Origin of the sequence: Halorubrum coriense DSM 10284, from assembly GCF_000337035.1 — an archaeon.
Taxonomy (GTDB): Archaea; Halobacteriota; Halobacteria; order Halobacteriales; family Haloferacaceae; genus Halorubrum; species Halorubrum coriense.
The window spans coordinates 20,422-46,877 of record NZ_AOJL01000015.1; the positions used below are offsets into that span (position 1 = coordinate 20,422).

At 71.3% G+C, this 26,456-nt stretch carries 23 protein-coding genes and 1 tRNA gene; 13 read left to right on the forward strand and 11 right to left on the reverse strand.

Translation table 11 applies throughout. The annotated features are described in order from the left end of the window. Window positions 1-53: 53 nt before the first annotated feature. Window positions 54-587 (reverse strand): Rrf2 family transcriptional regulator, encoded by a 534-nt coding sequence (locus C464_RS02855; protein ID WP_049910799.1) that lies wholly within the window; start codon window positions 585-587, stop codon window positions 54-56. A 420-nt stretch (window positions 588-1,007) separates the two neighbouring features. Between C464_RS02855 and nadE the strand changes: the two genes are divergently transcribed. After that, window positions 1,008-2,012 (forward strand): NAD(+) synthase, encoded by a 1,005-nt coding sequence (nadE, locus tag C464_RS02860; RefSeq protein ID WP_006112005.1) that lies wholly within the window; start codon window positions 1,008-1,010, stop codon window positions 2,010-2,012. 34 nt (window positions 2,013-2,046) lie between these two features. On the opposite strand, the gene C464_RS02865 is transcribed toward nadE, so the two are convergent. Next, the gene (locus C464_RS02865) at window positions 2,047-3,486 is read right to left on the reverse strand and encodes a M28 family metallopeptidase (protein WP_006112006.1); all 1,440 of its coding nucleotides are present in this window, start codon (window positions 3,484-3,486) and stop codon (window positions 2,047-2,049) included. 117 nt (window positions 3,487-3,603) lie between these two features. Between C464_RS02865 and C464_RS02870 the strand changes: the two genes are divergently transcribed. Then, window positions 3,604-3,674: transfer RNA gene (locus C464_RS02870), tRNA-Gly, on the forward strand. Between the two features lie 729 nt (window positions 3,675-4,403). Here C464_RS02870 and C464_RS02875 read toward each other — a convergent pair. Further along, complete coding sequence (locus C464_RS02875; RefSeq protein WP_006112007.1) at window positions 4,404-5,990, reverse strand: KaiC domain-containing protein; 1,587 nt, start codon at window positions 5,988-5,990, stop codon at window positions 4,404-4,406. 147 nt (window positions 5,991-6,137) lie between these two features. Between C464_RS02875 and C464_RS02880 the strand changes: the two genes are divergently transcribed. The 3 genes from C464_RS02880 to C464_RS02890 are packed head-to-tail and all read left to right on the forward strand — an operon-like array spanning window position 6,138 to window position 8,285. Beyond that, window positions 6,138-6,965: an NAD(+)/NADH kinase gene (locus tag C464_RS02880; protein ID WP_006112008.1), complete on the forward strand. Its 828-nt coding sequence runs from the start codon at window positions 6,138-6,140 to the stop codon at window positions 6,963-6,965. Between the two features lie 46 nt (window positions 6,966-7,011). Next, window positions 7,012-7,539 carry a hypothetical protein gene (locus C464_RS02885; protein WP_006112009.1) on the forward strand — a complete coding sequence of 176 codons (528 nt, stop codon included), beginning with the start codon at window positions 7,012-7,014 and terminating at the stop codon, window positions 7,537-7,539. Between the two features lie 50 nt (window positions 7,540-7,589). Beyond that, window positions 7,590-8,285, forward strand: a complete 696-nt coding sequence (locus tag C464_RS02890) for a VTT domain-containing protein (RefSeq protein ID WP_006112010.1) — start codon at window positions 7,590-7,592, stop codon at window positions 8,283-8,285. Between the two features lie 333 nt (window positions 8,286-8,618). Here the strand turns inward: C464_RS02890 and C464_RS02895 are convergent, their stop codons facing one another. The 4 genes from C464_RS02895 to C464_RS18320 form a co-directional block, all read right to left on the reverse strand. After that, the gene (locus C464_RS02895; RefSeq protein WP_049910800.1) at window positions 8,619-9,341 is read right to left on the reverse strand and encodes a DUF4382 domain-containing protein; all 723 of its coding nucleotides are present in this window, start codon (window positions 9,339-9,341) and stop codon (window positions 8,619-8,621) included. Between the two features lies 1 nt (window position 9,342). Next, complete coding sequence (locus C464_RS02900; protein ID WP_006112013.1) at window positions 9,343-9,657, reverse strand: hypothetical protein; 315 nt, start codon at window positions 9,655-9,657, stop codon at window positions 9,343-9,345. A gap of 245 nt (window positions 9,658-9,902) precedes the next feature. After that, window positions 9,903-11,207: an aspartate--tRNA(Asn) ligase gene (aspS, locus tag C464_RS02905; protein WP_006112014.1), complete on the reverse strand. Its 1,305-nt coding sequence runs from the start codon at window positions 11,205-11,207 to the stop codon at window positions 9,903-9,905. A gap of 295 nt (window positions 11,208-11,502) precedes the next feature. Then, on the reverse strand, window positions 11,503-11,763 hold the full coding sequence (locus tag C464_RS18320) for a hypothetical protein (RefSeq protein WP_152420870.1): 261 nt from the start codon (window positions 11,761-11,763) through the stop codon (window positions 11,503-11,505). Between C464_RS18320 and C464_RS02910 the strand changes: the two genes are divergently transcribed. Continuing rightward, window positions 11,750-12,082, forward strand: a complete 333-nt coding sequence (locus C464_RS02910; RefSeq protein ID WP_049910802.1) for a hypothetical protein — start codon at window positions 11,750-11,752, stop codon at window positions 12,080-12,082. The genes C464_RS18320 and C464_RS02910 overlap by 14 nt on opposite strands. Before the next feature lie 34 nt (window positions 12,083-12,116). Here the strand turns inward: C464_RS02910 and larC are convergent, their stop codons facing one another. Both larC and C464_RS02920 read right to left on the reverse strand, forming a co-directional pair. After that, the gene (gene larC, locus C464_RS02915; protein WP_006112017.1) at window positions 12,117-13,598 is read right to left on the reverse strand and encodes a nickel pincer cofactor biosynthesis protein LarC; all 1,482 of its coding nucleotides are present in this window, start codon (window positions 13,596-13,598) and stop codon (window positions 12,117-12,119) included. A gap of 73 nt (window positions 13,599-13,671) precedes the next feature. Continuing rightward, window positions 13,672-13,860, reverse strand: coding sequence for a hypothetical protein (locus tag C464_RS02920; RefSeq protein ID WP_006112019.1), 189 nt, complete (start codon window positions 13,858-13,860; stop codon window positions 13,672-13,674). Window positions 13,861-14,083: 223 nt separating this feature from the next. Between C464_RS02920 and C464_RS02925 the strand changes: the two genes are divergently transcribed. The 3 genes from C464_RS02925 to C464_RS02935 all read left to right on the forward strand — a co-directional run bounded on the left by C464_RS02925 (window position 14,084) and on the right by C464_RS02935 (window position 17,367). Then, window positions 14,084-16,306, forward strand: coding sequence for a CDC48 family AAA ATPase (locus C464_RS02925; RefSeq protein WP_006112021.1), 2,223 nt, complete (start codon window positions 14,084-14,086; stop codon window positions 16,304-16,306). 166 nt (window positions 16,307-16,472) lie between these two features. After that, window positions 16,473-17,006 (forward strand): DUF5815 family protein, encoded by a 534-nt coding sequence (locus C464_RS02930; RefSeq protein ID WP_006112022.1) that lies wholly within the window; start codon window positions 16,473-16,475, stop codon window positions 17,004-17,006. A 136-nt stretch (window positions 17,007-17,142) separates the two neighbouring features. Further along, window positions 17,143-17,367, forward strand: a complete 225-nt coding sequence (locus C464_RS02935; RefSeq protein ID WP_006112023.1) for a hypothetical protein — start codon at window positions 17,143-17,145, stop codon at window positions 17,365-17,367. 79 nt (window positions 17,368-17,446) lie between these two features. Here C464_RS02935 and C464_RS02940 read toward each other — a convergent pair whose 3' ends face one another. Beyond that, window positions 17,447-18,457 (reverse strand): hypothetical protein, encoded by a 1,011-nt coding sequence (locus tag C464_RS02940; RefSeq protein WP_006112024.1) that lies wholly within the window; start codon window positions 18,455-18,457, stop codon window positions 17,447-17,449. A gap of 257 nt (window positions 18,458-18,714) precedes the next feature. Between C464_RS02940 and carB the strand changes: the two genes are divergently transcribed. Beyond that, complete coding sequence (gene carB, locus C464_RS02945) at window positions 18,715-21,936, forward strand: carbamoyl-phosphate synthase large subunit (protein ID WP_006112026.1); 3,222 nt, start codon at window positions 18,715-18,717, stop codon at window positions 21,934-21,936. A 67-nt stretch (window positions 21,937-22,003) separates the two neighbouring features. Here the strand turns inward: carB and C464_RS02950 are convergent, their stop codons facing one another. After that, window positions 22,004-22,618 carry a nitrous oxide reductase accessory protein NosL gene (locus C464_RS02950; RefSeq protein ID WP_006112027.1) on the reverse strand — a complete coding sequence of 205 codons (615 nt, stop codon included), beginning with the start codon at window positions 22,616-22,618 and terminating at the stop codon, window positions 22,004-22,006. Between the two features lie 105 nt (window positions 22,619-22,723). Between C464_RS02950 and C464_RS02955 the strand changes: the two genes are divergently transcribed. Genes C464_RS02955 through C464_RS02965 form a run of 3 tightly spaced genes read left to right on the forward strand, consistent with a single transcriptional unit; the run spans window position 22,724 to window position 26,438 of the window. Then, the gene (locus tag C464_RS02955) at window positions 22,724-24,790 is read left to right on the forward strand and encodes a NosD domain-containing protein (RefSeq protein WP_006112028.1); all 2,067 of its coding nucleotides are present in this window, start codon (window positions 22,724-22,726) and stop codon (window positions 24,788-24,790) included. Continuing rightward, window positions 24,787-25,578, forward strand: coding sequence for an ATP-binding cassette domain-containing protein (locus C464_RS02960; RefSeq protein ID WP_006112029.1), 792 nt, complete (start codon window positions 24,787-24,789; stop codon window positions 25,576-25,578). Before C464_RS02955 ends, C464_RS02960 begins: the two co-directional genes overlap by 4 nt. Next, complete coding sequence (locus tag C464_RS02965) at window positions 25,575-26,438, forward strand: hypothetical protein (RefSeq protein WP_006112030.1); 864 nt, start codon at window positions 25,575-25,577, stop codon at window positions 26,436-26,438. The genes C464_RS02960 and C464_RS02965 overlap by 4 nt, the downstream gene beginning before the upstream one ends. The last annotated feature ends 18 nt before the right edge of the window (window positions 26,439-26,456 follow it).

Below are 26,456 nucleotides of genomic sequence, written 5' to 3' on the forward strand. Positions count from 1 at the left end.
CAGCGATCCGTCGCCTCGGTGCCACCGAGCCGCTCGGGCGACCGAGTCGCCGCTCAAGCGGCCGACCCGCCAGTGGGGGTCTCCATGCCGTCGACGCGGACCAGGAGGGTGTTGCCGTCGACGTTGGTCGCGTCCACCGTCCCCGAGAGGCGCAGCCCGGTCGTCGGCGTCGGCCCGACGGTGACGTGGTCGCCCGCGTCGAACGGGCCCACCGGCCCGCGGATCACGAGTTCGGCGCGGCACAGCTCGGGATTCGTGACGCTCGATAAGTCGATCTCCGCGACGGTGACGTCCTCCACGGGAGTCCCCTCGCGCTCGACCGGCGTCGTCGCGGCGTCCTCCAGCCGCTCGATGCCGAGGGCGTCGTACGCCCCGTCGGTGGGGACGTAGCCACCGTCGGGCCCGGCGACGCCCTCCACGAGGCCGAGCGTTCGAAGGCTCCCCATGCGGTTCCGGACCGTCCCGGCGTTGCGGTCGATCGCGTCCGCGATCTCGCGCCCCTGTACCGGCGCGTCCCGCCCCTCGGCGAGGTTCACGAGCGCGGTGAGCACGCGGTTCTGACTCGAACTCAACTGGATATCGGACATGTGGAGATTGATAGCCACTAAACGCATAAATGTTCGTATATAACGTCATTATATGCTTAGAGTGGATTTTCTCAGAGTGCTTTCTACACATTCGAGTTATCTAAGCTCTGAAAAGTGCTAACTCACGGTGTAGTTATTTCTAACCGACCGGTTTCCAAACATTGTGAGATTCGATCGGATATCGGGAGACGAATATCGAACTCGTGCGTCGTTTAAGCGTCGTCCAAATATAATCGTACCAATTCCTTATACGATCCACACCGTAGGTATTTACCGGCACGACTGGAAGCGGCGGGCGACTGATGACGATTCAACGCGACGCTTGCGATCGCTCCCGAGGACGCACCGGCGCTCCGCGAGGCGACGTCGACCGGTCGGCGCACGGTTGGACGCGACGGCCGGACCCACCGGGGAGTAGTGATGCCTGACCGCGACTCCGCGTTCGACGCGGACGGGGTGGCCGCCTCCGAGCGGGCGGCGGGCGGAACGTCTCCGGACGCCCGGGACGCCCCCCGGGGCGGCCCGTTCCCCCGCCCGTTGCTCCCGGATCGAGATCCGGACGTCGAACGCGAGCGAAGCCGGTCGTTCGTCGCCGAGCGGGTCGACGCCGCGGGCGCGGACGGCGTGGTGGTGAACATGAGCGGCGGGCTCGACTCGACGGTGACGGCGGCGCTCGCGGTCGAAGCGCTCGGAGCCGACCGCGTGTACGGCCTCGTCCTCCCGTGTAACAAGATCGGCGCGCCCCACGCCCGCGACGCCGAGGCGCTCGCGGAGGCGCTGGGGATCGAACACGAGACGATTCACCTCCAACCGCTGTTCGCGCAGTTCGGAGCGGTCGTCCCCGACCGGTTCGCCCTCCACGACGAGCCGGTCCGGTCGGGCAACGCAGTCGCGCGGCTTCGGATGACGGTGGCCTACCTCGCCGCCAACGCGACGGACCGCCTCGTCTGCGGCACCGCGAACCGGAGCGAGCTCCTCCTGGGCTACCTGACGAAACACGGCGACGGCGCGGCCGATTTGTTCCCGCTCGGCCACCTATACAAGACCGACGTCCGGGCGCTCGCGGCCGAGCTCGACGTACCGGAGTTCGTCGTCGAGAAGCCGCCGACCGCCGGGTTCCTGCCGGGGCAGCGCGACGCGGACGACCTCGGAGCCCCCTACGAGGTCGTCGACCCCGTCCTCCACCTCGGCGTCGACCGCGGACTGGACCCCGAGTCGGTCGCCGAGCGGATCGCGGCGGCCGTCGCCGAGGCCGACGGAGACGCGGGCGACGACGGCGGCGATGGGTGCGACGGCGGCGAGGAGTCCGTGGCCGCCGCGCTCGCCGACGTCGACCGCGAACTCGTCGCCGACCTGCTCGGTCGCCACCGCGCGACCGCCCACAAGCGACTCCCGCCGGCGACGCCGGACGCGGACCTGGAGTGACCGGGCGGTCGGCGTCGGCCCGCGTCCCCCCCGCTCAGTCCCAGTCGGCCGGCCAGAGGTCGGCGGCGCGCATCCCCGTCTCGAAGTCGGCCTCGCGGAACGCGGCCGCCAGCTCGTCCCGGTCCAGTCGGGGTAGATCGCGCTCGGGGGCCGCGAACTCCGCGACGAGCAGGGCGACGAGCACCGCGTGCTCGCGGACGTTCCGGTCGTCGACCTTGTCGCGGGTGTCCGCGTGGGTGTGTCCCCACCCGCGCCCGCGGTCGCCGGAGTCGCTGTGGAGCTGGAGCGCGGGCACGCCGCGGCGCACGAACGGCCACTGGTCGGAGAAAGGGTGCGGCTGCGCGTCGACCTCGATCGGCTGGCGCGTCGCGGTCGACACGGCCTCCGCGACCGACGCGGCCGCCGTGGAGGCGTGCGCGAGCGCGACCAGATCGCGGAACCGCCCCGCGCCGTCGACGTTGACCACGCCCTTCACGCGGTCGAGGGCCACGCGCTCGGCGAGGTGTTCCGCGCCGAGGAGGCCGACCTCCTCGGCACCGACCGCGACGACGTCGACGCCGATCGGGAGGTCGGCGTCCGACAGGATCTCGGCCGCGGTCGCGACCGTCGCGATGCCGCAGCCGTTGTCGAGCGCGCCCTCCGCGATGTCGTGGGCGTCGTAGTGCGCGAGGAGGAGGACGCGCTCGTCGGTGTCCGGGCCGGCCGTCCCGACCACGTTGCGGCTCTCGCCCGGCGTCGTCGACGCCTCGACCGACAGCTCGACCTGCGCGACCGCGTCCGAGTCGGCCGAGACCGTCCCCTCGCCCCCGACCGCGTACTCGCGGAGCCACGCCCCGGTCTCCTTCGAGACGCCGACGGCGACCGCCTCGGCCTCCGCGCCGAAGGTGAGCGACCCGGTGGGCGGGAGCTGCCCGTCGAGGTGGTTGACGAACACGAAGCCCACCGCGCCCGAGTCGATCGCGTAGCCGAACTTCTCCATCCGGTGGACGAACCGCCCGCCGGACGGCGTGGTCGTCGAGGCGACCGCGATCCGCCCCGCCACGTCGCGCTCGTCGATCTCCGACGGCGTGCCGTACCCCACGTCGACGAGCTCGCCCGAGACGCTCCCCGCGGGCGAGTACGGGAGCGCCAGCGACTCGAACGAGCGCGTGGTCGGCTCGCCGTCCCGCCCCGAGACGGTCACGTCGAGCGAGGCCGATCCGCGCTCCCACGCCGGGAGGTCGAACGCCTCCGTGCGAACGTCGGCGAGGCCCGCGTCCTCGAAGGCGTCGGCGACGAGGTCGGCTGCCCGGCGCTCGCCCTCGCTGCCGGCCATCCGGCTCCCGATCGCCGTGAGGTCGGTGAGGAAGCGCCACGGCTCGTCGTCGGTCCACGTCGATCCGAGCGCGGGGGCGAGTTCGGCGGACCGCTCGCGCACGCGCTCGACCGCCTCGGCCGCGTCCGTCCGCGTTCCGTCTGCTGCGTCGTCGGTCATGAGCGTGCCTCCGTCGGTGACGGCTTAAGCGTGTGGCTCGCGGCACTCGCGGGCCCGGTCGCGGCTCGCCCGCCGAAACGCTACGTTGAAGTGGGACGGTCGGGTACTTCGATTCGAGCACCGTTGGTCCAGTGGTAGGACATTAGCTTCCCAAGCTAATAGCCCGGGTTCAATTCCCGGACGGTGCATTTCTCGAACGTAGTGAGAGAAATCACCGGACATAATTGAACCCTATCAGGCGCGCGCAGCGAGTGAAACGAGCGAGCACGTCTGATTCCGGTTCGATTCCCGGACGGTGCACTTCACTTCGTTCGTGCCCCGTCCGTTGTCCCGTTCGCTCCACTCACGGGACTCCCGGACGGTGTATTCTTGCGGCGAGCAACTCCGCGAGCCGCAGGTATGCCGGAGTTCTCTCTGACCTGTCGAATGCCTCCAAAGCCCCAGCCGTGGGGCGGGCGCACGCTCGCTGTCGTTCGAGACGCCTTCGGCGTCTCGTGATGACGAGAGAGCGGAGCTCTCTCGAACCACGCGCTTCAGTCNCGCACGCTCGCTGTCGTTCGAGACGCCTTCGGCGTCTCGTGATGACGAGAGAGCGGAGCTCTCTCGAACCACGCGCTTCAGTCGCTCGCGGTACTCGCTCCTTCCAGTGCTTGCGTCGCCTGCGCCCGCCCCACGGCTGCCCCTTTGAGTCCCGCCCCGCCCCGCACAGCCCCGCACCTCACGCCTCCCCAGCCTCGTCGGGCGCGTCCTCCGGGCTCCCTCCGGTCGCCCTCGTCGCGCCCGACTCCCTCGCACGCGCTCCTCGCGGCCGCCTCCGGCGGCCACTCGGAGGCGCGCGCCGCCGCACAGACATATCTGTTTATGAATAATCGCCGCTGTAATGCGCGCCGGGTTAACTACCACGTCGCACGAGCCCCTCAGAAGATGTTCGCCTGGTCGTACACCGAGATGCCGGTGTCCGTGATGTCGTACGGCTTCGTCTCGCGGGAGTGGTTCGCGTCGCGGATCTTCTGTATCTCCACCGCGAGCCGCGTCTCGCGGAAGTCCGACCCGCGGACGTACTGGAGGACGAACACCGCGTCGGTGAGGTACTCGACGATGCCGTGTCGGGAGGCGTACGGCGTGTCCTCGCTCGCCTCGGAGGTGAGCAGCGTCGTCACGCCCGCCTCCTTCAGCGAGCGGGTGAAGCCGAACACCTCCGAGCGACGCTTCGCGGGGTGGTCGTACATCATCTCCAGCAGCGAGACGGAGTCGAGCACCAGCCGGTCCGCGTCGAACTCCGCGATGAGCCGGACGAGGTCGTTGCGGATCGACGCCAGCGAGTTGGCCATCTCGATCGGGTCGATGGCGACGACGGCGAGGCGGTCCTCGGCCGCGTGTTCGCGGAACGACCACCCCTTCTCGGCCGCCGTGTCGAGGATCGACTCGCGGGTCTGTTCGAGGGTGATGTAGATCCCCTTGTTCCCCGATTCGAGGGCGTGGTTGAGGAACTGGAGCGCGAACGTCGTCTTCCCGGTCCCGGCACCGCCGATGACCGACAGCAGCGAGCGACTCGGAACGCCGCCGAGGATCATGTCGTCGAGCCCCTTGACCCCGATGTCGGTCCGATCGATCTCGGAGTCGAACTCGCCCGGGTCGACGTCGAAGTCGGTCGTCCCGCCGCCCCCGCCCGCCTCGCCGGCGAGGTCGCCGAACCCGAAGTCGTCGTCGCCGGCGCTCGCGGCGCCGCGGTAGCCGCCGAAGGGGTCGCCGCCCGCGCCGCCGCCTCCCGCGCTCCCGCCGGCACCGCCACCGCCCGCACCGCCGTCGCTCCCGCCGCCCCCCCGGCTCCCGCCGAAGGGGTCGTCCGCGCCGAAGGGGTCCGTCCCGCCGCCGGAATCGCCGTCCGCGTCGGGGGCGCTACCTGCGCCCGCGCCGGCGTCGCTCCCGCCGCCGAAGGGGTCCTCGCCGCCGAACGACCCGAACTCTCCGTCGCCGCCGTCGACGTCGCCGAACGCGTCCGCCGGCACGCCCTCGGGTCCCGGCTCGTCTGCGGGCCGGTCACCGCCGGACTCCTCGGCCCCGCCGAGCGGATCGACGTCGTCGGCCGTCTCTCCGGGAGGGTGCGTCTCGCGGTCGCCCACCGCGTCGTCTCCCGCGCCGCCGAAGGGGTCGCCGTCGCCCGCGTCCGTGTCTGCGTCCGCGTCCGGCTCCCCGACCGCACCGCCGAAGGAGTCGGCGGACTCGCCGTCGTCGCGCGACGCGCCCAGTTCGACCGCCGGGTCGTCGAACTCCCGCTCCGCGACGCCGGGAGCGTCGGCGCCGTTCACCGCGTGCTCCGAGTCCGGCGTCTCTTCTGCCGTTCCCTCCGACGCTTCTGTTGCGCTCCCCGTCCCACCCGTTGCGCCCTCCGTCCCTCCCGCCCCGCCGTCGGATCCGCGCTCCGCCTCGCCCACCGGGCGCTCGTCGGACTCTTCGTCGGTCTCGCGCAACGCGCGCTCGAACCAGTCGTCCTCCTCGCTCATCGTTTCCGCCGCCCGTGGGGGGTCGACATGGCCCGAGCAATGCGGTCGAGCGGCTTGAAACTTTCCGGCGAACTCTCGCGCGGCGAGAACTCGGCGGGGTTCCCCGATGTCCGCACGCTTTTATCCGGGGATCGGGATGGGTTCCCCATGGAAGTGGGCATCGTGGCGCGAAAGGGGAGCGAGCGAGCGGCGTCGCTCGCGGCGACGCTCCGAGACGTCGTCGTCGACGCGGGCGAGGCCGTCTGGCTCGACAGAGAGACCGCGAAAGCCCTCGACGCGGGCGACGACGCGCGCGCGGTCGACGCGTTCGGCGACTGCGACCTCGTCGTCGCGGTCGGGGGCGACGGGACCTTCCTCTTCGTCGCGCGCAACGCGGACGACACGCCGATCGTCGGCGTGAACCTCGGCGAGGTCGGGTTCCTCAACGCCGTCCCGCCGGCGGACGCCGCGACCGCGCTGCGCGCCGAGATCCGGGCGTTCCGGAACGGCGGACTCGACGTCCGCGAGGCCCCGCGGCTCGCCGCCAGCGCCGGCGAGTGGACGTCGACGCCGGCCGCGAACGAGGTGGTCGTCCAGGGCGAGCGCCGCGGCCCCGGCGGCGGCATCGACTACGAGGTGCGCGTCGACGGGTCGCGGTACGCCGGCGGCCACGCCGACGGCGTGCTCGTGGCCACGCCGACGGGGTCGACCGCGTACAACCTCTCCGAGCGGGGCCCCTTGGTCCACCCGGCGGTGGAGGGAATCGTCGTCAACGAGATGGTCGCCGAGGAGGGGATGCCGCCGCTCGTGGTCGACGCCGATGCGACCGTGACGGTCGCGGTCGCGGACGACGCGGGCGCGACCGTCGTCAGCGACGGGCGCGACACCGCGACGCTCGACGGACCGGTCGAAGTGACCGTCGAGCGCGCCGCGCCGCCGATCCGGATCGCGGGCCCCCCCTCCGACTTCTTCGAAGCGCTCGGCAAGCTGTCGTGAACCGGACGCGCAAGCTTCAACCGGCGGCCGGCCGGAGGTCCCGGAGATGAACGTCCCGCTCGGGCTGGCTCCGTTCGCCCGGCAGTCGCGCGGGGAACACGCGCTCGTCGTCGTCGGCGGCGCGCTCGCGTGCCTCGTCGGCTACGTCGGCGCGGCCGCCGCGTTCTTCGGGGTGGCCGCGCTGGGCCACGGGGAACCGGTCGGCCCGCAGCGGATCGCCGGGGTCTTCGCCTCGCTGGCGTGCTGGGGCTTCTACGCGCTCGCGTTCGTCCGCGGGAAGGGAGGTCCGGTGACGGACGTCCTCGCGTACCCCCTCGCGACGGTGACGGTCGTCCCGTTCGGGTTCCGGTGGATCGCCTTCGGGCCCGCGTGGGACGCGCTCGCCGATCGGGTCGGGTTCTTCCTCCTCCGGCCGGCGCTTTTCGTCGACGCCGCCGCGCACGTCGTCCCCGGCCTCGTTCTGTGCGTCGGGATCTTGACCGCTTGGGCGAGCCTCCTCGGCGAAGAGGCCGTCGAGACGTGGCAGCGCGAGCACCTCTCGGAACCGTTCCGCGAGGCGTTCGTCGAGGAGTGAGGCCGCCCGCACCCACAAAGCGTTTACCGGACGCCTGCCGACGCGAGAGCGTGAACTGCCGCTCGACGCTCGGGAGATACGCGGTCGCCGGCGTCGTCGTCGCCGCGCTCGCGGCCGTCGCGCTCGCGGTCTCCCCCGAGGCGGCGCTCTCGCGGCTGCGATGGCTGGCGACCGATCCGGTTCGCTTCGGGGTCGCCGTCGTCGCGCTCGCGGCGGTGCGGCCCCTTCTCGCCTGGCCGACGACGCTGCTCGCCGTCGTCGTCGGCTTCGGATACGGCTGGCTCGGGACGCCGCTCGCGCTCGCGCTCGTCGTCGCCACCGCGCTCCCGCCGTACGCGCTCGCCCGGGCGGGGCGGCTCCGCCTTCGGGACGACGCCGACGCGAGCGACGCCTCCGGGGTCGCCGCGCAGTTCTGTCGCGCCGGCGAGCGCTTCGCGGCGGAGTCCGGGAGCCTGCGCGCCGTGGCGGGGACGCGTCTCCTGCCGCTCCCGTCCGACGCGGTGACGGTCGGAGCCGCGGTCGCCGGCGTCGGCGCTCGGCCGTTCGTCCTCGGGACCGCCCTCGGCGAACTGCCGTGGGTCCTCTCGGGAATCGCGGTCGGCGTCTCGCTCGACCGGCTCACGGCGAGCGGCGGGTCGCTCGTCGACCCGACGGTGGTCCTCGGGATGGCGGCGGTCGGCGTGCTGGTCCTCGCGGGGCCGCTCTACCGCACGTTCGCGGGTCCGGACGCGGCCTCGTCGACCTGAACCGGTGCGTCCGAAGTCGGGCGACGCCCGGACGGCCGAGGAGGCTAACATGGCGGCGGGTCGCGGAATGCGTCGTATCGAAAAACGCGAAGAACGTCGAAGATCGCCCGTGCGCGTCGTCGCGCGGGCGATCGTGCGGGTCGTGTGCCTCTGACAGCGGACGGACGCTCTGGTTCGGGAACCGCTCGCAGCGGCGCGCGCATTCCCCCGGTCCCCGAACCCCGGGAACCGAACCCAGCCCTGACCCCGGAACCGCGGGCGCACGGCGCTCGCTTCGCGGCGAGCGACCGGACGCGGCCGCGATCCCAACGGGGGACCGGGGGAGCGCGGCACCTACGAGTCGCCCTCGGTCGAGTTCTCGCCGCCGGCGTCGCCGGACTCCTCGTACGTCACCTCGATGCCGCTCGGCACCGGCCGGAGGAGGTAGCGACCGTTCCCCCGTAACACCGGCGCGAAGTCCGCGGTGAACGTCGTCCGGGCGTTCTCGCGGATCTCGAACTGCTCGTTGAACTTCAGCGGCGCGTTGCCCGGGAGGTCGACGGTCGCGTCGCTCCCGTCGGTGAGCGTCCCGTCGGCCGACGACACGTCGAGCTGGAGATACGGGTACTCGCCGGTCTGGAGCTCTCGCTCGTCGATCAACTGCGTCTCGCCGTTCTGAAGTTCGACGAGGTCCGCCTCCTGCGACTCGTCGAACCCGAAGTACTCGCGACCGTCGGGACCGTCCTCCCCGCCGTCGGTCTCGTTGCCGTCGGCGGTCTCGTTCCCGCCGGCGGTGTCGTTCTCGTCGTCGCTCCCGCCGTCCGTGTCGGTCTCGTCGCCGCCGTCGGCGTCCTCCGGCTCGACGCCCTCGGGCCCGAGCCAGAACCCGTCGACGGTGACGACGAGGGACTCGAAGTCCGCGATGTCGGCCGGCTGGTCGGTCACCTGCGTCGCGAGCGTTCCGGTCGCGCGACCGACGCAACCGGCGAGGCCGGCCGCGCCGAGCGCGGCGGCGCCGGTCGCTCGGAGGTAGGTCCGCCTGTCGAGCGCGTCGAGGTCGGGGGCGTGATCCGTCACGTTACGCACCCCCCTCACCGTCGGCGGTCGTTCCGTCTCCCGCGTCGGTGCCGTCGCCCTCGCCGGCACCGTTCCCGGCGACATCGCTCACGGTCTCGCCGAGGTCGTCGACGCCGCCGGAGAGGAACTCGTTCACGCCATCGAGGATGCCGCCGACGAAGTCCGGAACTTGGCTCGGGAGGTCGCTCGGCGGCCCCGCGTCGCCCGGGGCGTCGTCCGGGCCGGGCGTCGCCGCGACGGCACCGGCGGCCGCGCCGGTCCCGATCAGTACCACCGTGGCCAGCGCCACGATCAGCGTCGTTCGTATCGCACTCATGACGGCTCCACCTCGGAGCGCCACACGGTTTAATACCCCAAGCCGTTCAGCCGAGTTACGCCCGATTTAATTCGGCTTAATCGACGGAAGACGGCCCGAGCTTCCGGAGCGGCACCATCAGGTGCGTCCTTATAAAAGAGCGCCTCGAACGATCGCGGTCGACGGCGCGAGCGCGGACCGCGCCGGTCAAGCGCGCGGCCCACGCCGACGGGCGCGGTCGAGCAACGGGGAGCCGTTCGAACCGACTACGGCTCCAGCCGGTTGGGGTCGCGCGGGAACATGATCGCCTCCTTGATGTTGTCGAGGCCGGCGACCTTCTGGACGAGGCGGTCGATGCCGAGCCCGTAGCCGCCGTGCGGGGGCGTGCCGTAGCTCAGCGCCTCGATGTAGAACTCGAAGTTCGCGGTCTCGACGCCCTCCGCCTCCATGACCTCGACCATGCGCTCGACGTCGTGTTCGCGCTGGCCGCCCGAGGAGAGCTCCTGACCCTTATAAATCAGATCGAACTTCCGGGAAGCGATCTCGTCGTCCGGCACGTCCTGCATGTAATAGAACTTCTCGTCGGGGTAGCCGACGACGAAGAACGCGGGATGCCCCTGCTCCTCGAAGTGCTCGCCCAGCAGCTTCTCGCCCTTCGTGTCGAGGTCGGTCGGGTCGTCCGGGAAGTGCCCGTACTCGGTCTCGAGGACGTCGAGCGCCTCGTCGAAGGTGATCCGCGGGAAGTCCTCTTCGGGGACGTCCAGGTCCACGTCGAGGAGATCGAGCTCGCGCTCGGCGTTCTCGGCGACCTCGCGGAGCGCGTAGCGGAGCGACTCCTCCTGAACGTCCATCACGTCGTCGTGGTCGTCGATGTACGCCAGCTCCACGTCGAACATCGCGATCTCGGAGACGTGACGCGAGGTGGCGAAGTCCTCGGCGCGGAACGCGGTGCCCGTCTCGTAGACCGCCTCGTAGCCGGAGGCCATCAGCATCTGCTTGTACAGCTGGGGGCTCTGCGAGAGGAACGCGTCCTGGTTGTAGTAGAGGATCGGGAACAGCTCCGCGCCGCCCTCGGCGCCGCCCTTCGAGATCAGCGGCGTCTTGATGTCGACGAACCCCTCGTCTTCGAACCACTCCTCCATCGCGGTGATCAGCTCGGAACGGAGGGTGAACACCGCCAGCGTCTCCGGCTTCCGGAGGTCGAGCGCGCGGTTGTCGAGCCGGGTCGAGAGGTCGACCTCGATGTCCTTCGAGATCTCCAGCGGGAGCGGGGACTCCGCCTCGTCGATGACCTCGTACTCGGTCGGCGCAATCTCGACGCCGCCGGGCGCTTGGTCGCTCTCCAGCGGTTCGCCGACGACGCGGACGACGTCCTCAGCGCCGACGTCCTGAACGGCCTCGAACAGCTCCGGCTCGCGCTCTTCCTTGAAAACGATCTGGATGAGCCCCTCGCGGTCGCGCACGATGAGGAACACGAGGCCCCCCAGGTCGCGGATCTCGTGGACGTGGCCGGCGATGGCGACCTCGTCCGCGTCCGGTTCGACGTCCGACGTGTGGATTCGCTCGATCATGGCGGTGTCTGCTTGTCCGCAACTGGTCGCGGACCCGGCATAGGCCTGTCGTCTTGCCGTCGGCGGAACCAGACGCGCGCGGCCGCTCAGGGGGATTCTCGGCGACTTCGGGACCGAACGCACTGTGGCATGTGGTAGCATGACTAACATAATTTTAAGACGAAACCGGCCGAGAACATGAATAACGGCGCTCCCCGCGCCGCGGAGACCGATCATGATCCGCTCCACCCCTTCGACGCTCGCGCGGTCCGAGAGCGTCGCGTTCCTCGGGTGGATCGGGTATTCGGCTCCGAACTCACGGTCCGTCCGCCCGACCGCGTGACGCGCGTCGGCTGGGGAGGATTTCCCCGGGACGGACCATCTCCCGTTCTCTCCAGCCGTCGCTGTCGTCGCGCGCGTCGAGGCGGACGACCGCCCCCTCGCGAGCGCCGCCGTCGGCGACCCCCGCCGTCGGTGCGTTCGAGGCCGCGGACCGGTCGGTGCCCGGGTTGCGAACCGGGACGCCGACCGACCGCGCCGCGTTCGACTCGCGGCGAGGGCGTATGGCGGCAGCCATCCACACGCCGTCGGTCGAGGCCACGGTGACCGTCCGCGTCTCGCAGGCGGCCGCCGGCGACCTCGTCGCCGGCGCGAGAGCACAGATCGAGCGAATCGACGGCCTCCGCGTCGAGGAGATCGAGATCGCCGGCCTCCGGCCCGGCCTCAACGACACCACGGTCGAGGCGGTCGCGACCCTCGCGGTCGGCGACGAGACGGGCCCCGACGCGGACCCGGACGCCGCCGAGGAACTCGTCGTCGACCGCGTCCGCGAGCGCCTCGCCGACGGCTTCGGCGTCGACCCCGAGCGCGTCGAGCGGGTCGACCCGCCCGACTGACTGGTCGACGGGGGCGTCCCCGTCGGTCCGTCGGTTATTCCTCCGCGAACCGCTCGCGCACGTCGGCCTCGGCGCGCCGAAGCACCTCCCGGATCGCGAGGCCGGTCGCCGCCGCGACCGCGGCCGCGTCGTCGTACTCCCCGCTGACGTCGTACACCGTCCCGTCGGTCGTCGAGGCGACCTTCACGGCCACCTCGTGGTCCGTCTCGTCGACCCGGAGCGTCGCGGTCTCGAACTCGCGCTCGGCGATCCAGCGGTGGCTCGCGCCCGACTGACGCACCCCGAGCGTGCCCGTCTCGCGGGCGAGCCGCTCCGCGACGGCCTCGGCGTCCGCCGGCTTACAGATCACCTTCACGAGGTGTCCGGGCCGAGACTTCTTCATCGTCGTCGGGACGATCGTCACGTCCCGCGCACCGGCGCGCGCGAGGGTCTCCTGAAGTCCGCCGAGCACCTCCGGCGCGGCGTCGTCGAGGTTCGTCTCCAGGACGGCGATGTCGTCGTGAGCGAGCGACCCGTCGGTTGAGTGGTCGTCGTGCGCGTGGTCGCCGGGCACGCGGTCGGCGTCGCGCTCCCCGTCGTCGCGTTCCCCACCGCCCGCTCCGGGTTCTCCGCCGTCGCCGACGAGCGCGCGGAGGACGTTCGGGTGGCGCTCGAAGTCCGCGTCGCCCGCGCCGTAGCCGGCGCGCTCGACCGCGAGGTCCGGGACCGCGTCGACGCCGTCGGCGACCGCCCCCAGGATCGCGGCACCGGTCGGCGTGAGCAGCTCGCGGTCGATCGGCCCGCCGACGATCCGGAAGCCGGCTCGGGCGGCGACCTCGGTCGTCGCCGGGGCGGGAACCGGATACGTGCCGTGGCTCATCTCGACGGTGCCGCCGCCGGCGGCGACCGGCGTCGTGACGACTCGGTCGGGGTCGAGGTCGGCGAGCAGCAGCGCCGCGCCGACCGCGTCGGCGATCGCGTCGTCCGCGCCCACCTCGTGGAAGTGCGTCTCGTCGAGGTCGGTGCCGTGGACCGACGCCTCCGCGCGCCCGAGCAGTTCGAAGGCGTCGAGCGCGGTCGACTCGACCGCGGCCGGGAGGCCCATCGACTCGACCAGATTGACCACCTCGCGATAGCTCCGGTGGACGCCGGCGCCCTCGGCCGGCGTGTCGGCTCCGGCGGATTCCGTGTCGTGGTCGTGTTCGTGGCTGTGGCCGTGTTCGTGGTCGTGACCGCGTTCGTGGTCGTGGCTGTGGCCGTGTTCGTGGCTGTGGTCGTGTTCGTGGCTGTGGTCGTGTTCGTGGTCTGCGACGGTGCCGGGCCCCTCGTCGCGTTCCTCGTCAGCGTCACCGTCGACGAGGACGTCGACCGTCGTCGCGCGGATCCCGTTCTTGTCGACCTCGCCGACGTCGTACCGGATCGGGAGCGCGTCGCTCACGGGGGCGAGCGCGTTGGGGTCCGCTCCGGCGGCGATCAGCGCGGCGCAGATCATGTCGCCGGCGGCCCCGGTCCGACCGTCGAAGACGAGCGTTCGCATGCTGGTTCCGACGCGACTGGCGGACAAATACCTCCGGATTCGACCGCGGGCGGGCGGCGAGCGCCGGCCGCGGTCACGGGCCCTCGCCGGCCGCGAACAGGGACAGCTCGCCGACGACTAACAGCGCGACCACCGCGAGCGGGACGGCGAGAACTCCGGCGACGTCGAGCGCGTTGAGCGCGAGCCCGACGAGCGCACCGGCCGCGAGGAAGCCGAGCCGGACGAGGAGCGATCGCATCGGATCGGAGAGGGAGTCGAACACGCCGAGCGGTCACCCCGAACGGGCAAAAAACGACCGTTGCGACCGCACGCAAACCAACGGCGAAAACGCACGCTTACGACGAGGTTTTAAGAGCGGGCACCTAACCATGCTATATGATAACACAACCTGCCGCGGTCGCCGGTCGCCCGTCGCGGAGCGGCGACACGGGCAACAGGCTTATTCCCGGACCGGGTCCAGATACGACCATCCCCCGCGAGGAATCATGAACGAAGTCCAACTCGAAGTGGCGAAAGCGTACCCGAACGACTCGGGGCGCGGCATCGCCCGACTCGACCCCGACACCCTGCTGCACCTGAAGCTCTCGCCCGGCGACATCATCGAGATCGAGGGCGCGGAGACGACCGCCGCGAAGGTCTGGCGCGCGGACCGCCAAGACTGGAACACCGACACGGTCCGCGTGGACGGCTTCACCCGTCAGAACGCGGACGTCGGCATCGGCGAGCGCGTCACCATCCGGAAGGCGGAGGCCGAGAAGGCCGACAAGCTCGTCTTGGCCCCGCCCGAGGAGGCGTCCGTCCAGTTCGGCTCCGACGCCGCCGGCATGGTGAAACGTCAGATCCTCAAGCGCCCGGTCGTCGAGCGCGACATCGTTCCGGTGATGTCGTCGACGAACCACCCGTTCATGCGGTCGCCGGGGCAGGCGATCCCGCTGATCGCGGTCGAGACGGAGCCGGACGGCGTCTGTCTCATCACCGAGGACACCGAGGTGGAACTGCGCGAGGAGCCCATCTCGGGGTTCGAGAAGACCGGTGGCGGCATTACGTACGAGGACATCGGCGGCCTCCAGTCGGAGATCCAGCGCGTCCGCGAGATGGTCGAGCTGCCGATGAAGCACCCGCAGATCTTCTCGAAGCTCGGCATCGAGCCGCCGCAGGGCGTCCTGCTCCACGGCCCGCCGGGCACCGGGAAGACGCTGCTCGCGAAGGCCGTCGCCAACGAGACGTCGGCCTCGTTCTTCTCGATCGCCGGCCCCGAGATCATCTCGAAGTACTACGGCGAGTCCGAACAGCAGCTCCGGGAGATCTTCGAGGACGCGAAAGAGGAGAGCCCGAGCATCATCTTCATCGACGAGCTCGACTCGATCGCGCCGAAGCGCGAGGACGTCACCGGCGAGGTCGAGCGCCGCGTCGTCGCCCAGCTGCTGACGATGATGGACGGGCTGGAGACGCGCGGCCAGGTGATCGTCATCGGCGCGACGAACCGCGTCGACAGCGTCGACCCCGCGCTCCGCCGCCCCGGGCGCTTCGACCGCGAGATCGAGATCGGGGTCCCGGACGAGGTCGGCCGCAAGGAGATCCTCCAGATCCACACCCGCGGGATGCCGCTCTCGGACGACGTGAGCCTCGATCACCTCGCGGACGAGACGCACGGCTTCGTCGGCGCCGACATCGAGAGCCTCACGAAGGAGGCGGCGATGAAGGCGTTACGCCGCTACCTCCCCGAGATCGATCTCGACGAGGAGGAGGTGCCGCCGAGCCTCATCGACCGGATGATCGTCAAGCGCGACGACTTCTCGGGCGCGCTGAACGAGGTGGAGCCCTCGGCGATGCGCGAGGTGCTCGTCGAGCTTCCGAAGATATCCTGGGACGACGTCGGCGGTCTCAGCGAAGCCCAACAACAGGTCCAAGAGTCGGTCGAGTGGCCGCTCACGACCCCGGAGAAGTTCGACCGCATGGGCGTCGACGCGCCGAAGGGCGTGCTGCTGTACGGCCCGCCCGGCACCGGGAAGACGCTGATGGCGAAGGCGGTCGCCAACGAGACGAACGCGAACTTCATCTCGGTGCGCGGGCCGCAGCTGCTCTCGAAGTGGGTCGGCGAGTCCGAGAAGGCGATCCGGCAGACCTTCCGGAAGGCCCGGCAGGTGAGCCCGACGATCATCTTCTTCGACGAGCTCGACAGCCTCGCGCCTTCGCGCGGCCAGGAGATGGGCAACAACGTCTCCGAGCGCGTCGTGAACCAGCTGCTCACGGAGCTCGACGGGTTAGAGGACATGGGCGACGTGATGGTCATCGGCGCGACCAACCGCCCGGACATGATCGACCCCGCGCTGCTCCGCTCGGGTCGCTTCGACCGGCTCGTGATGATCGGGCAGCCGGATCAAGAGGGCCGCGAGCAGATCCTCGACATCCACACCGAGAACACGCCGCTCGCGCCCGACGTGAGCCTCCGCGAGGTCGCCGAGATCACGGACGGCTACGTCGGCTCCGACCTGGAGGGGATCGCCCGCGAGGCCGCCATCGAGGCGCTGCGCGACGACGACGACGCCGAGGAGGTCGAGATGAAGCACTTCCGGCGCGCCATGGAGTCGGTGCGCCCGACGATAAACGAGGACATCCTCGCGTACTACGAGGACGTCAGAGAGCAGTTCAAGGGCGGCGGCGGCGAGTCGCTCCGCGACACCGGCGGCCGGATCGGATTCCAGTAACGCCGGAGCCGGTCGCCTGCGGGGGTTTTCGTTCACGCGCGTCCCGTGAGTTCCGTCCGAAGACGACGCCGAGGAGCTCCCGTCGCGGGCGTCGAGGGCTCCGTCTCGCCGCCACCGCACCGACCCGTTCCGCTCCTTTTAACCTCGACAGCGACCAAGGAGGGCCATGTCCCAGCCCCGCGTCCCCGGCGGCGACGAGAACGCGCTGGAGCTACCCTGCGGGGAGACGGTCGGCGTCGGCGAACTGGACCTCGGCATGCGCGAGTACGAGTGCGACTGCGGCGAGACCCACGCGGTCGTGATGGACGTCCACCCGCCGGAGCGGTTCCTCCCGGACTTCCTCGTCGAGGTGCTCCGCGAGGCCATCGAGACGACCAGCGAGGAGATGCCGGAGTTCGACACGCCGCACCTGCTCGGGGTCGTCTTAGAGGAGTTCCCCGAAGCGGTCGTCGCGCACGACGCCAGCGAGAACGCGGACGTGGGGTACGCGATGGCGTGGGTGACGGAGTTCGACTCCCGCCGGCTCCACGAGATCGTCGTCGAACTCGTCGTCGAGCTGATGGAACACGCCGTGAGCCACGCCGACGACGACGAGGCCCTGTCCGCGTTCGAACAGGAGATGGTCGAGTTCGACGTGAGCGAGTTCGTCGAGCAGTACCGCGCGGAGCGCGACCTCGAAGCCGAGGACCCGTACGCCTGAGACTCGGTCTCGCCGCGTCGCCAACTGCCAAAACCTCTCAGACCCCGGAAAACCGGCGCTTCGAGCCCCGTGTCAGACGCTCGTCCGACTTCTGTCTCACTGAACCCTATACGTCCGGAGACCGTACGTAAGACGTATGAGCGCCGGTGAATACGACCGGTACGACCGTATCCGCGGCGTGCTCGCCGAGGCCGACGAGCCGCTGACGGCGCGGGAGATCCTCGCGCTCGTCGAGGAGTGCGACGAATGCGAGGCGATCGACAGCCCGCACAGGGTCGCTACCGTGTTGGGACGCCGGGCCGAACGCGGCGAGGTCGAGGTCATCGCGGGTCAGCCGTACCGGTACCGGCTCGCGACCTGAGGTCGGCCCGAGGCTCCGAACGCGGCGGCCTGCGCCGAGGGGCCGGTGCGCGACCCTCCCCCGTCGGTCCGCGAGCGTTCTACGGCGTCACGATCAGATCGAACCGATAGACGCCGTCTCGGTACTCGACGACCGCGTTCCGGAAGTCAACCCGTCCCTCGTAGGCATCGAGCGGTCGGAGGTCGCCGGCGATGCCGAGCGCTTCGAGGGCGTCGCCGAGTTCGTCGGACGGCGGGTCACCCTCCTCGTAGCGGCGGGGCTCCTCGGCGATCGCGTCGTCGAGCACCCCCCGGGCGGACGCCGAGAGTCCGGCTGAGTCGAGGTCGCGCCCGATGATCTCCCCCCTCGCGTACTCGACGAACTCGCTCCGGGAGTCCGTTATCTCGTCGACCGCGTAGGTCCACTCGGGAACGTCGACCGTCCGACGCTCCGCGACGGACCGGAAGTACTCGCCCTCGTACTCGACGAACGCGAACGCCGGAGACGGGACGAGGTCGCTTGCCTCCGGGTCGAGCCCGTGGTGGAACTGGACGGTCTGGAGTTCGTCGAACTCCGGGTCCCCGAGGAACCCGTCGTTGCCGGCGTACACCGCGTCGAGCGCCGCGTCGAGCACTCGCTCGTCCTGCGCCGAGAGACCGAACGGCGGCGTCGCGACCGCGGCGTCGTCCGGCGGGGTCTCGTCGACCCGCTCGACCGCGAAGTGCCACCGGTCCCGTTCGAGCCGGCGCTCCCCGGTGACGCGGACCTCGTGGAACGACCCGTCTCGCCGGAGGAACGTCGGGCGCGGTCGGGTCTCGGTCCCCCACTCGTCGCGGCCGACGAGCGGCCACTGTCTGACGGTCACCTCTCCGGTCTCGAACAGTTCCGAGAGGTAGGCGGTCTTGGTTTCGGTCGCGAAGTCGACGCGGGTCGTGGCCCGGACGGACGCGGGGTCGGGGCGCAGGTACGGACGACCGATCGACGAGAGGTCCGCGGCGTCGCCGATGAGGGAGTACGAGTCGAGGCTCCCGGGGCCGAGACAACCGGCCGTCGCGGCGGTCGCACCGGCGACGCCGAGCAGTCGGAGGGCGCGGCGGCGGGAATAGGGCATGTCCGTCCCGGAATTTCAGACTTCCCGATAAATCCCTTGTGGTGGGGCTCAGCCGTCGGTTCGACGGGGTCGCGTCGAAGGACCCGGATCGCGTCGAAGGAGCCGGGACTCGACACGGCGCGCGGCGACCGGTACCGGCCGGGTGTCGCGTAGTACCAACCACCGTGGTACGACTTAGCTTGCGAAAATCGCAAAATCGCTGCGAGATTCGTACTCTACCGCCGGCCTTATTACGATGAGCGTATTCCGTCCGCGTAATGAGCGAGGACCGGACGATTCTTCTTATCGGCAGCGGACCGATCCAGATCGGACAGGCGGCCGAGTTCGACTACTCGGGGGCGCAGGCGTGTCGCGCCCTCCAAGAGGAGGGCGCTCGCGTCGTCCTCGTGAACTCGAACCCGGCGACGATCATGACCGACCCCGAGACGGCCGACCGGGTGTACATCGAGCCGATCACGCCCGAGGCCATCGCGGAGGTCATCCGCATCGAGGAGCCGGACGGCGTCATCGCGGGCCTCGGCGGCCAGACCGGGCTCAACGTCACCGCCGAGCTCGCGGAGGAGGGCATTCTGGAGGAACACGATGTCGAGGTGATGGGGACGCCGCTCGACACCATCTACGCGACGGAGGACCGCGACCTGTTCCGCCAGCGGATGGAGGGGCTCGACCAGCCGGTGCCGAAGTCCACGACCATCTCCCTGGACGAGGGCGAGTCGGTCACCGACTTCGACGAGGAGGCGTTCCGCGGGGGCGTTCAGGAGGCGGTCGACGCGGTCGGCGGGCTCCCGGTCATCGCCCGCACGACGTACACCCTCGGTGGCTCCGGCTCCGGCGTCGTCGACGAGTTCGAGGAGCTGGTCGAGCGCGTCCGCAAGGGGCTCCGCCTCTCCCGTAACAGCGAGGTCCTCGTCACCGAGTCCATCGCGGGCTGGGTCGAACTGGAGTACGAGGTGATGCGGGACGCCGACGACTCCTGTATCATCATCTGTAACATGGAGAACATCGACCCGATGGGGATCCACACCGGCGAGTCGACGGTCGTCACGCCCTCGCAGGTGATCCCCGACGACGGCCACCAGGAGATGCGCGACGCGGCGCTCGAAGTGATCCGCGACCTGGGCATCCAGGGCGGCTGTAACATCCAGTTCGCGTGGCACGACGACGGGACGCCCGGCGGCGAGTACCGGGTCGTCGAGGTGAACCCGCGCGTCTCCCGCTCCTCCGCGCTGGCCTCGAAGGCGACCGGCTACCCGATCGCCCGCGTCACCGCGAAGGTCGCGCTCGGCAAGCGGCTCCACGAGATCGACAACGAGATCACCGGCGAGACGACCGCCGCCTTCGAGCCCGCCATCGACTACGTGGTGACGAAGGTGCCGCGGTGGCCCATCGACAAGTTCGACGACGTCGACTTCGAGCTCGGCACGGCGATGAAGTCCACCGGCGAGGCGATGGCGATCGGCCGGAACTTCGAGGAGAGCCTCCTGAAGTCCCTCCGCTCGTCCGAGTACGACCCGGCGGTCGACTGGGAGACCGTCGACGACGGCGCGCTGGAGTCCGAGTACCTCGAACGCCCGAGCCCCGACCGCCCGTACGCGATGTTCGAGGCGTTCGACCGCGGCTACACCGTCGCCGACGTCGAGGACCTGACCGGGATCAAGCCGTGGTACCTCGAGCGGTTCAAGCGCGTGAGCGACTCCGCGCAGGCCGCCCAGAACGGCGAGTTCGCGCGGGCGGCCACCGCCGGCCACACGAACGCGGACATCGCCGCTCTCGCCGGTAGCGGCGTCGACGTCGACGCCGTGGAGGCGGACGTGCCCGGTCGGACGTACAAGCAGGTCGACACCTGTGCCGGGGAGTTCGCCGCCGAGACCCCGTACTACTACTCCGCGCGGCAGTCCGAGTTCGAGCGCGGCCCGCTGAAGGGCGACGCCGCGGCGGGCGAGTTGGTCGTCGACAAGAGCGTCGACAGCGTGGTCGTCGTCGGCGGCGGCCCGATCCGGATCGGCCAGGGCGTCGAGTTCGACTACTGCTCGGTCCACGCGATCCAGGCGCTCCGCGAGCTCGGCATCGAGGCGCACGTCGTCAACAACAACCCCGAGACGGTCTCGACCGACTACGACACCTCCGACGGGCTGTTCTTCGACCCGATCACCGCCGAGGAGGTGGCCGACGTGGCCGAAGCGACCGGCGCCGACGGCGTGATGGTCCAGTTCGGCGGCCAGACGTCGGTGAACATCGGCGAACCGCTCGAAGCGGAGCTCGACCGCCGCGGACTGGACTGCGAGATCATGGGAACGAGCGTCGAGGCGATGGACCTCGCGGAGGACCGCGACCGTTTCAACGTCCTGATGGACGAGATGGGAATCGCGCAGCCCGAGGGCGGCACCGCGACGAGCGAGGCGGAGGCGCTGGAGCTGGCCCACGACATCGGCTATCCGGTCCTCGTGCGCCCCTCCTACGTGCTGGGCGGCCGCGCGATGCGGGTCGTCGAGGACGACGCGGAGCTGGAGGAGTACATCGAGGAGGCGGTCCGCGTCTCCCCCGACAAGCCGATCCTCGTCGACCAGTTCCTCGACGACGCGGTCGAACTGGACGTCGACGCGGTCGCTGACGGGGAGGACGTGCTGCTCGGCGGCGTGATGGAACACGTCGAGAGCGCGGGCGTCCACTCGGGGGACTCGGCCTGTATGATCCCGCCGCGGTCGCTGGACGACGAGACCATGACTCGGGTCCGCGAGGTGACCGAGGACATCGCCCGCGCGCTCGACACGGTCGGGCTGCTCAACGTCCAACTCGCGGTCACCGGCGTCGGCGACCCCGGCGCCGAGAGCGAGGTGTACGTGCTTGAGGCCAACCCGCGCTCCTCGCGGACCGTCCCGTTCGTCTCGAAGGCGACCGGCGTCCCCATCGCCAAGCTCGCGGCGAAGGTGATGACCGACGACCTGACGCTCGCGGACCTCGACGCCGACGAGCAGGTCCCCGAACACCGCAGCGTGAAGGAGGTCGTCCTCCCGTTCGACCGCCTGCCGGGGTCTGACCCGCGGCTCGGCCCGGAGATGAAGTCGACCGGCGAGGTGATGGGCACCGCGACCTCCTTCGGCAAGGCGTACGACAAGGCGCAGGACTCGACCGGGAAGCCGATCCCGGAGTCCGGCACCGCCGTCGTCGACCTCTCGGCGGAGGAGTTCCCCGACCCGGGCACCGAGGCGGGCGAGGCGCTCGTTGACGGCTACGCCGATCACTTCGAGCTGAGCGGGGCGACGGACCTGATCGAGGCCGCGAAGCGCGGCGACCTCGACCTCATCGTCTCGCGCCAGCGCGACCTACTGGAGGTCGCCGTCGAGGAGGAGATCACCTACTTCTCGACGCACGCCTCCGCGACGGCGGCGCTGGAGGCGCTCGACCACGCGGGCGACGACCTCGACGTGATGGCGGTCTCCGACCGGCCGAAGCGCGTCGAGAAGTGGGGCGGCGAGTAGCCGGTCCCCGGAGGCGGTCACAATCCGCGGATCGGTTGTCAGCTATCGTCGGTGACCGCCGGCTTATTTATAAGGCTTCGAGCGTCGCTCGCTCCACCTCGGTCGCGGCCATCGCTTCGCCGCCGTACTCGGCGACGAACTCGTCGACGTCCCCGTCCTCGCTGAACGGGATCAGGTCCGGCCCCATCGCGCCGATGATCTCGCTCCGCACGACGACCGTGAGCTCCGGCTCGCGGGCGAACGCGTCGCTCTCGACGTGCGAGGAGAACATCGTGTCGCCCCCCTCCTCGAACACCGCTTGCTCGACCGCCGAGTAGTCCGTGAGGAACGTCGCCAGCGCGGTCCGGCCCTCGTCCTCGGCGTCGAAGCGATAGGTGTACGTACAGGTCCCGCTACAGAACTGCGCCGGGCGTCCGCCCTCCGGCCCGTCGTCCTCGAAGTGGACCTGCCCGACCGTGCCGGGGTGGTCCGAGACGATCATCCCGCACTGGTCGCAGGCCTGTCCGTCGTCGATGGAGACGGGGCTGATCGACGCCGACTCGTCGCCCGCACAGCCGGCGACGCCGGCGACCCCCGCCGCGGCGATGCCGCCGAGCAGCGCCCGGCGAGAGACCGGCGACTCGCCCTCGGGTCGGTTCGTCTGCGTGTCGGAACTGGGTGTCGACGGGTCGGACGGTTCCATGTCTCGCTCTTACCGAACCGTCCTCTTAGCCCCTTGGGACGGGTTCAGCGGGTCGTTCGAGGAACGAACCAGACCTCATAAGTCGCCGCCGATCGAAACAAGCGCGTGGCAGTTTTCGACCCCGACACCGCCCGGTCGCGTCGCGTCCGGCTCGCGGCCGTCGGCCTCGTCGCGCTCGCCGCGGTCGCGACGGCCGGCGCGTTCGCCGCCGACCCGAGCGACTCGGTCCCCGAGCCGGTCGCGTACGACGACGCGACCGAGCTGGGGCTCTCCTCGGAGACGGACGCGCTGATGGCCGGGGACGCGACGCTCCCCCGCGTCCAGGTGTTCTACTCGCAGCTCCAGTACGTCGTCGGCTACAACGGGGTCGGGTCGTTCGTCGCGTCGCTGTCGGACGGGCGGACCGACCGACAGTTCGGCTACCCCCTCGTCGCCTACGTCGACACGTTTGACCACCGGAGCCCGCGCACGACCGACTCGGGGCTGCTCGCCGCGAGCGGTTCCGGCGGGTGGACCCCGGTCGCCGACGCCCGGTACGTCGTCGGCAGCGACGCGCACACCCCGGCGGGCGAGACGGCCGTCCCGTTCGCGACCGACGAGGCGGCCGCGGCGTTCGCGGCCGACCACGGCGGCTCGGTCGTCGACTGGGCGGGGGTCCGGAACCGGTCGTTCGGCGTCGGGTCCGCGGCGCTCGTGCGCTCCACCGGACCGGAGCGCTGGCGGGCTGCCGACCGACGGATCGCCGCGGCGGAGCGGCGCGCCGACCGACCGGTCTCGGTCGTCGTCGGCGAGGACGCGCCGACGATAGCCGCCGCGGTCGACGCGGCACCGGCGAACACGACCGTCGCGGTTCCCCCCGGGACGTACGAGGAGACGCTGACCGTGAACCGCTCCGTGACGATCGCCGGCGGCGCGGTCCGGGGAGACGGAACCGGGCCGACCCGCGTCCGCGGAAACGGAACCGGCTCCGTGATCACGGTCCGCGCGCCGGACGTGGCGATCACGGGCGTCCGGGTCGAGGGGACCGGAAACCGGACCCGAGACCCGGACGCCGCCCGCGAGTCGCGCGACCCCGACGGCGGCACGTGGGACACGAACATCCAGTTGGGGTACGGCTACGGCGACGCGGGGATCAAGGCGGTCGGCGCGCCGGGGCTCGTCGTCGACGACGTCGTCGTCGACACGAACGCCAGCGGCCTGCTGCTGCGCGAGGGGTCGCACGCGACCGTCACCGACCTCCGCGTCGACGGGACCGACGAGTGGCAGGACGGGTTCATGGGGGTCACCGGGATGGGGTCCCGCGTCACCGTCGCCGACAGCCGGTTCGAGGGGGGTCGCGACGGGATCTACCTCCACCGCGCGGACGGCTCCGTCGTTCGGAACTCGACGTTCGCGGACAACCGGTACGGGACGCACCTCATGTACACCGGCGACGCGCTGGTGGCCGACAACGCCTACAGGAACGAGCTGTTCGCCGGCGTCACCGTGATGACCCGGCCCGCCGGCAACGTGATCGTCGGCAACGACGTCCGGGGGTCGAGCGCGGGGATCCAGGCGTCGGGGACGAAGACGTACGTCGGCTACAACACGCTGGTCGGCAACGAGCTCGGCTTCTCCACGAGCGCGCGCGGGTCGCTGTACGAGCACAACGTCGTCGTCGGCAACGAGCTCGGCGCGCGCGCGACGACCGTGGTCCCCTCCAGTCGAGTCGTCGCGAACGACTTCGTCGGCAACGGCGACCACGCCGCCGCGGGTGCCGGCGCGCTGCGCGTCTGGGCCGACGGCGGCCGCGGGAACTACTGGGAGGGCGCGAACGCCGGCCCGCACGGCGGCGCGGGCCGGGCGTACCGCCCGACGTCGCCGGTCGACGCGGCGCTCCACCGCGAGGCGAGCGCGGTCGCGGTGCGCGAGTCGCCCGCCGCGCGGCTCCTCGACCGACTCCGGGGGACCGTCCCCGGGGCGCGGTCCGGGAGCATCGTCGACCCGGCTCCCGCGCCCGCGCCCTACCACCCGGATCGAGTCGACGCCGCGACGGCCGATCCCGACGCGGACGGACCGACTCCGACGAACTGGCGGTCCGCGCTCGGGGAGGCGGCGAACGCCTCCGCGCTCCGCGACCCGACGCCGCGGAGCCGCGCCGACCGACTGGCGGTCGCGGGGGGCCGGCGATGAGCGACGAGCCGTCCGCGACCGTGACGGGGATCACGCGCACGTACGGCGGCGTCCCCGTTCTCACCGACGTGTCGCTGTCCGTGGGAACGGGCGTCACCGCGGTCATCGGCCCCAACGGCTCCGGGAAGTCGACCCTGCTCGGCGTGCTCGCCGGCGCGGTCGACCCGACGGCCGGATCGGTGAGATACCGGCACGGCGGCCCGCGAGAGGGCGGGGACAAGCGCGTCGGCTACCTCCCGCAGCGGGTCCCGTTCCGCGACGACCTCACCGCCCGCGAGACGCTCGGGTTCTACGCGGCGCTCGTCGACGGCGACGCGGACGCCGCGCTGGCGGCGGTCGGGCTCGCCGACGCGGCCGACAAGCGCGTCGGGGCGCTCTCGGGCGGGATGCGACGGCTGCTCGGGATCGCGCAGGCGACGCTCGGCGACCCGGCCGTGGTCGTCCTCGACGAGCCGACCAGCGGGCTCGACCCCGAGATGCGGGAGCGGGCGTTCCGGGCGGCGGCCCGCGCGGGCGACGACGCGGCCGTGGTCGTCAGCTCGCACGACCTCGACCTCGTCGACGCGCACGCGGACGCCGTCGTCGTCCTCCGCCGCGGGGAGGTCGCCGCGGCGGGCCCCCGCGAGCGGCTCCTCGCCGAACACGACGCCGCCGACGTCGGAGAGCTGTACCGCGCCGTCGCCGGCGGCTCGGCCGACGGACGCGGGGTCGACGACGAGGGGAGCGAAGGCGACGCGAGCGGTGAGGGATCGGAGACGGTCCACGTCGCGGGGGTGTCCGACCGATGACGAGCGCGGTTACGGGCGTCTGGCTCGTCTTCCGCCGCGAGCTGGCGACGGTGCGACGGACGCCCGGGTACGCGGTCCTCGCCGTCGGGCTGCTCGTCGTGCTCGGCGGGCTCGTCGCCGTCGGCGGCGGGGGCGCGACGGGGTTCGTGCCCGCGGTCGTCGACCTGCTGTTGCCGACGGAGGTGTTGGTTCCGCTGCTCGCGGTCGTGCTGGGCTACCGCGCGCTGTTCGCCGACGCCGCGAGCGGCGAGCTCGCCGTGATCCGGACGTACCCCGTGAGCGCGGCCGCGTACGTCCTCGGAGTGCTGCTGGCGCGGACGGCCGCGCTCGTCGCGCTCGTCGGCGGCCCGTTCGCGCTCGTCGGCGCGTACGTCTGGCTCACCGCCGCCCCGGACACGGGGATCTTCGCCACCCACGCCGGCGTCGACTCCCCCCTGCTCTTCGTGCGGTTCCTCGCGCTCGTCGTCCCGTTCGGCGCGGCGTACCTGTCGCTGTCGGCGGCGGTCTCGGTGGTCGCGACGAGCCGGCGGAGCGCGCTCGCGCTCGCCGTCCTCGCGCTGCTCGCGGGCGTCCTCGGCGGCGACCTCGCGGTCCTTCGGTCGCTGTCGGCCGGAGCCTCGCCGAGCGGGATCGCGGGGTCGATCGCGCTCACGCCCAACGGCGCGTTCAGGGGGCTCGTCTTCGAACACGTGATCGGCGTCGCCTTCGCGCCGGAGGGCGGGTTCGTGCAGAGCGGTCGGGCGGTCGCCTCGCTCGTCGGTTGGACCGTCGGCGGGGTCGTCGCGGCCGTCGCGGCCGTCGCCTTCGGTCCCCGAGTCGACGTCGCGGTCGAACACCTCCGCGCGAGGGTGGAGCGGTAAGCCGACCGGTCGGTTCAG

Excerpts from the sequence above, each read along its gene's own strand:
- C464_RS02855 (WP_049910799.1), bottom strand. The coding sequence starts at position 587 with ATGTCCGATATCCAGTTGAGTTCGAGTCAGAACCGCGTGCTCACCGCG.
- nadE (WP_006112005.1), top strand. The coding sequence starts at position 1,008 with ATGCCTGACCGCGACTCCGCGTTCGACGCGGACGGGGTGGCCGCCTCC.
- C464_RS02865 (WP_006112006.1), bottom strand. The coding sequence starts at position 3,486 with ATGACCGACGACGCAGCAGACGGAACGCGGACGGACGCGGCCGAGGCG.
- C464_RS02875 (WP_006112007.1), bottom strand. The coding sequence starts at position 5,990 with ATGAGCGAGGAGGACGACTGGTTCGAGCGCGCGTTGCGCGAGACCGAC.
- C464_RS02880 (WP_006112008.1), top strand. The coding sequence starts at position 6,138 with ATGGAAGTGGGCATCGTGGCGCGAAAGGGGAGCGAGCGAGCGGCGTCG.
- C464_RS02885 (WP_006112009.1), top strand. The coding sequence starts at position 7,012 with ATGAACGTCCCGCTCGGGCTGGCTCCGTTCGCCCGGCAGTCGCGCGGG.
- C464_RS02900 (WP_006112013.1), bottom strand. The coding sequence starts at position 9,657 with ATGAGTGCGATACGAACGACGCTGATCGTGGCGCTGGCCACGGTGGTA.
- aspS (WP_006112014.1), bottom strand. The coding sequence starts at position 11,207 with ATGATCGAGCGAATCCACACGTCGGACGTCGAACCGGACGCGGACGAG.
- C464_RS02910 (WP_049910802.1), top strand. The coding sequence starts at position 11,750 with ATGGCGGCAGCCATCCACACGCCGTCGGTCGAGGCCACGGTGACCGTC.
- C464_RS18320 (WP_152420870.1), bottom strand. The coding sequence starts at position 11,763 with ATGGCTGCCGCCATACGCCCTCGCCGCGAGTCGAACGCGGCGCGGTCG.
- larC (WP_006112017.1), bottom strand. The coding sequence starts at position 13,598 with ATGCGAACGCTCGTCTTCGACGGTCGGACCGGGGCCGCCGGCGACATG.
- C464_RS02925 (WP_006112021.1), top strand. The coding sequence starts at position 14,084 with ATGAACGAAGTCCAACTCGAAGTGGCGAAAGCGTACCCGAACGACTCG.
- C464_RS02930 (WP_006112022.1), top strand. The coding sequence starts at position 16,473 with ATGTCCCAGCCCCGCGTCCCCGGCGGCGACGAGAACGCGCTGGAGCTA.
- C464_RS02935 (WP_006112023.1), top strand. The coding sequence starts at position 17,143 with ATGAGCGCCGGTGAATACGACCGGTACGACCGTATCCGCGGCGTGCTC.
- C464_RS02940 (WP_006112024.1), bottom strand. The coding sequence starts at position 18,457 with ATGCCCTATTCCCGCCGCCGCGCCCTCCGACTGCTCGGCGTCGCCGGT.
- carB (WP_006112026.1), top strand. The coding sequence starts at position 18,715 with ATGAGCGAGGACCGGACGATTCTTCTTATCGGCAGCGGACCGATCCAG.
- C464_RS02950 (WP_006112027.1), bottom strand. The coding sequence starts at position 22,618 with ATGGAACCGTCCGACCCGTCGACACCCAGTTCCGACACGCAGACGAAC.
- C464_RS02960 (WP_006112029.1), top strand. The coding sequence starts at position 24,787 with ATGAGCGACGAGCCGTCCGCGACCGTGACGGGGATCACGCGCACGTAC.
- C464_RS02965 (WP_006112030.1), top strand. The coding sequence starts at position 25,575 with ATGACGAGCGCGGTTACGGGCGTCTGGCTCGTCTTCCGCCGCGAGCTG.